Genomic DNA, 4,020 nt, shown 5'->3' with positions numbered 1-4,020 from the left:
TCACCGACAACGTGTCCCGCCAGACCTGGTCGAACTATCCGGCCCAGCAGGTGCCACGCAGGGGCGTCGCGCTCTCCGACCTCGACGACGAGGCCAAGACCGCCGCGATGGCCCTGGTGAAGACCATGCTGAGCCCGGCGGGCTACGCCCAGGTGCAGACGATCCAGCAGGCCGATGACTGGCTCAGGGCGAACAGCGCTTCCGGTACCGACAGCTTCGGCTCCGACTCCGACTACTACATCGCGATCTACGGCAAGCCCTCGACAACCGACTCGTTCATGGTCCAGTTCGGCGGCCACCACCTGGCCCGTAATTACACCTACAGGGGCGCCACCGCCAGCATCACACCGGACTTCACCGGTACCGAGCCGAAGTCCTTCACGATCGGCAGCACCGCCGTGGAGCCGATGAAGGAGAAGGCCGGCACGCTGTTCGACGTCTTCGACTCCCTCAGTGCCGACCAGGAGGCGAAGGCCAAGCTTTCCAGCACCATCGACGACATCCTGATGGGCCCGGGCGTGGACAGCGGGAAGTTCCCCGCGACCCAGGGCGTGGCCGTAGCCGACCTTTCCACGCAGCAGCAGCGCCTTGTCCTCGACGCGATCGGAGCCTGGGTCGGCGATGCCTCCCCCGACGTCGCCGCTTCGCTGATGAAGACGTACACGACCCAGCTCAGCCAGACCCGCGTCGCGTTCGCCAACAGCGACACCGTCGACGGCGAGAGCACCTACCTGCGTGTCGACGGGCCCCGGGTGTGGATCGAGCTCGTCAACACCCGCAGCCGGAGCACCCCGAACGTCCACTACCACGGCGTCTACCGGGACAAGAACGACGACTACGGCAGCACCAACCCAAGTGCGTGACCAGCTGCCACGACCGGGGGCGGGCATCGCGCTGACCGGCCGCCGGCAGGTCCCGGCTTTCCTCACCGGCACCGTGTGCATGGTCTGTGTCGTGCTCGGCGCGGTGCTCGCGTTCACGCCGGGGGCCTGGGCGCATCCGCTCAGTACCTCGGTGGTCCGGCTGGACGTCGGCGAGCGCACCGTCACCGCGACCGTCGACCTGCCCCTGGACCAGCTCGGCGTCGCGATGGACAGACGGTTCACCGCGGCCGACGTGCTCGACGCCGCGACGGTGTCCGCGCTGCGGGCCTATGTGCAGGGCGACCTGTCGGCGACGGACTCGACCGGCCGGACGTGGGTGACCCGCGTCGCCGGCGGCCGGGTCGAGTCGATCGACGGTGCGGACGACCTCGTCCTCGACGCCACCCTGACGCCCGGCTCGGGCCCGGTGGGGGACTTTGTGCTCCACTACGACGCCGTCGTGGACAGGCTCGTCTCGCACCGGGTGTTCGTCTCGGCCCGCTATGGAAGCACGGGCCCGTACACCACGGTGGCGATGTTGTCGTGGCAGACCCAGTCGGTGCCGGTGGCGGCCCTGCCGTCGACGAGCACGGCCTCGACGAGCACGGCCTCGACGACGACGACGGCGGCTCCGGCGTCCGGGAGCCAGGGCTTCGTGTCCGCGGTCCACCTCGGTGTCGAGCACATCAGCGGGGGCAGTGATCACCTGCTGTTCCTGCTCATGCTGCTGCTGCCCGCCCCTCTGGCCGCCATGGGGCGTCGGTGGGCGAGCCGGCCGGATCTCGGGCGCGCGGGCTGGCGCGTCCTGCACGTGGTCACGGCGTTCGCCGTCGGCCACTCCATCACCCTGGCGCTTGGCGCAATGGGCTGGGTGCGGCTGCCCGCCCGACTCGTCGAAAGCGGTATCGCCCTGTCCGTCCTGGTCTCGGCCGTCCACGCCGTGCGTCCCCTGGTACGCCGGGGCGAGGTACTGATCGCTGTCACGTTCGGCCTGCTGCACGGGTTGGCGTTCGCCGCGCTGCTGGGCGCGCTCGACCTTGGCCGCAGGAGTCTGCTCACGACCCTGCTCGGGTTCAACCTCGGCATCGAGATGACCCAGCTGGTCGTCGTGGCCCTGGTGATGCCGTCACTGATCGTGATCAGTCGTACCGTCGTCTACCCGGTGCTGCGGATCGCGGTCGCGCTGCTCGGGGCGGTCCTCGCGGCGGCCTGGTTCGCGCAACGGTCCGGCCTGATGTCCGGTAATCCGCTCGAACCGGTCGGCGAGCTCCTCGTCGAGCATCCGCTCATCCTGGCAGCCGGGCTCGCCGTGGTCGCAGTCCTCTGTGAGCTGGCCCGACGGGCCGGACACCTGACCGGAAAACCCGCCGCCGCGGTGACCCGGCACGAACCGGAGCCAGTTCGGCGACCGGTGGTCGGCGGTGGGATCCGCTCGGCGGACCGGTGATCGGTCGGCCACGGCTGCTCCCCGGTGGCCGGACAGATCCGGGCGGAGTTCAGGTCTGGCCGCTCAGCCAGGAGGCGAGCTGCCAGGCCACCCGGTCCACGCACGTGGCCGACGCCGTGCTGACATACCGGCCGAAACGCTGGGTGGAGACCGCACGGGCCGCCTCCCACATCGCCCAGCTTGACCGGTCCAGCCCACCGTCGTCCTGCACGGCGACGTGATGCGGGAAGCCGCGGTCCCGGGTGGTCAACGGAACGACGAACGCCCGCCTGATCGGCAGGGCGTTGAAGCCGTCACTGGAGATCACCAGACAGGGACGCGTGCCCCGCTGCTCGTTGGCAACACTGGGATCAAGCGCGACCGCCCAGACATCGCCCGGATCACCGTGTCGGCATGCGGCGGACCGCACCAGGAGGTGGACCCTCGTCTGGTCGCTGGCGAGAGAACACGACCTCGGTGACCGGACACCCGCGGGCCCACAGGCTCTTCGCGGTTGCCGGGCACAGGGCTACACTCCGGTGCCCCCGGAGACGTTCCGGTCACCGGGGACAAACAGCATGGTCCGCGGGGGAGAAGGTCCAATGCCTGAAGCAGGCAACTATCCGATCGACAACGAGTACCCGGCCGTATCACGTGCCGACATGCAACCGGCGCCGGTTTCATATGGGGCGCTCGCGCCGAACCCGCAGCTACCGGCCCAGCCCGGCTGGGCCGGTGCCCCGGTTCGTCCGCCGGTCGGCGCTGCTGCGCCCGTCCCGCACAAGCAGGGCGCCTGGGGCTTGTGGTGGCTCTGTGTGCTCACATTCTCGATCTACTACCTCGTCTGGTACGACCGGATCAACGGCGAACTGGCCACGGTTCTCGGCCAGCCGCGGCAGGCGAACAGCCGGTGGTGGAACCAGCTCATCCCGTTCTGGGCTCTTGTCGGCCTTGGCGCGACGGCCAAGCGTCTGAATGCCGCCCACGCCCTCGTCGGCTCACCGACCCGGGTCGGTGTCTTCACCACCTGGTTCTGGGCGCCTGCCTGGTTCGGCTCACATGTTCGCTACCTGCAGCGTCGCGTCAACATCCTGCACGACGTGCTGACCTCGCGGGCCACCCATCCCGGGTACTGATCCCAGCGTGCCTGTCGGCCACCGGCACCCGCCTGGCCACAGCACGGTCCGGGAGGCCGTCGACCTGTCAGGCGGTCTCCCGGGTCGACCACCAGGCGACGGCCACCAGCAGGGGCTGGAACAGCAGACGGACGCCACGTTTGCGGTCCGTGTCGAGACCGAAGCCGTCCCGGTGGCCGGTGTACTGGCTGATGTTGCCGGGGAACACGGCCACCAGGAAGGCCGCAAGAATCGCCCCGACGGACTGACGCTGGCGGGGCAGGCCGATCAGGGCCGCGCCCAGGGCGATCTCGACAACACCCGAGGCAAGCACGGTGGTGTCCTTGTCCAGGGGGACCCAGTCGGGGACCTGGGCCTGAAAGGTCTCACGGGCGAAGGACAGGTGACCGGTTCCGGCGACCAGCATCGCGGCACCCGCGGTGATGCTGGTGGCATTCCGCGCCCGTGAACTCCGGCGCTGCTTTGTTCGAAGCCCCATGGAAGCTCCCTTGGCGATCGAGCGCGACTGCACGCTGAGAAATCCGAAGAACGCGGGCCAGCCGGCTCACGCCTTTGCTCAATGGCCGTAGGTTAATGGATTGTCGTGTCGTAGGCT

5 protein-coding genes are annotated in these 4,020 nt (G+C 69.3%); 3 read left to right on the top strand and 2 right to left on the bottom strand.

All coding sequences use genetic code 11. The features are described from left to right. Together G6R24_RS18950 and G6R24_RS18945 are read left to right on the top strand one after the other, a co-directional pair. The coding region (locus G6R24_RS18950) for a DUF3500 domain-containing protein (protein WP_163550541.1) at nt 1-863 on the top strand (863 nt) is incomplete at its 5' end. Next, a complete protein-coding gene (locus tag G6R24_RS18945; protein ID WP_163550540.1) occupies nt 856-2,310 on the top strand; it encodes a HupE/UreJ family protein in 1,455 nt (484 codons plus the stop codon). The genes G6R24_RS18950 and G6R24_RS18945, both read left to right, overlap by 8 nt. A 49-nt stretch (nt 2,311-2,359) precedes the next feature. On the opposite strand, the gene G6R24_RS18940 is transcribed toward G6R24_RS18945, so the two are convergent. After that, nucleotides 2,360-2,719, bottom strand: a complete 360-nt coding sequence (locus G6R24_RS18940; protein ID WP_163550539.1) for a type II toxin-antitoxin system PemK/MazF family toxin — start codon at nt 2,717-2,719, stop codon at nt 2,360-2,362. A 172-nt stretch (nt 2,720-2,891) separates the two neighbouring features. On the opposite strand from G6R24_RS18940, the gene G6R24_RS22870 reads away from it, so the two are divergent. Next, nucleotides 2,892-3,425, top strand: a complete 534-nt coding sequence (locus tag G6R24_RS22870) for a DUF4234 domain-containing protein (protein ID WP_225438733.1) — start codon at nt 2,892-2,894, stop codon at nt 3,423-3,425. 67 nt (nt 3,426-3,492) lie between these two features. Here the strand turns inward: G6R24_RS22870 and G6R24_RS18930 are convergent, their stop codons facing one another. After that, the gene (locus G6R24_RS18930; protein ID WP_163550537.1) at nt 3,493-3,903 is read right to left on the bottom strand and encodes a DoxX family protein; all 411 of its coding nucleotides are present in this window, start codon (nt 3,901-3,903) and stop codon (nt 3,493-3,495) included. Between the last annotated feature and the right edge of the window lie 117 nt (nt 3,904-4,020).

This window comes from Candidatus Frankia nodulisporulans (assembly GCF_902806475.1).
Classification (GTDB): Bacteria; Actinomycetota; Actinomycetes; order Frankiales; family Frankiaceae; genus Frankia; species Frankia umida.
The sequence above is the reverse complement of the archived record's forward strand: the minus strand, read 5'-3'. Positions and strand labels throughout refer to the sequence as shown.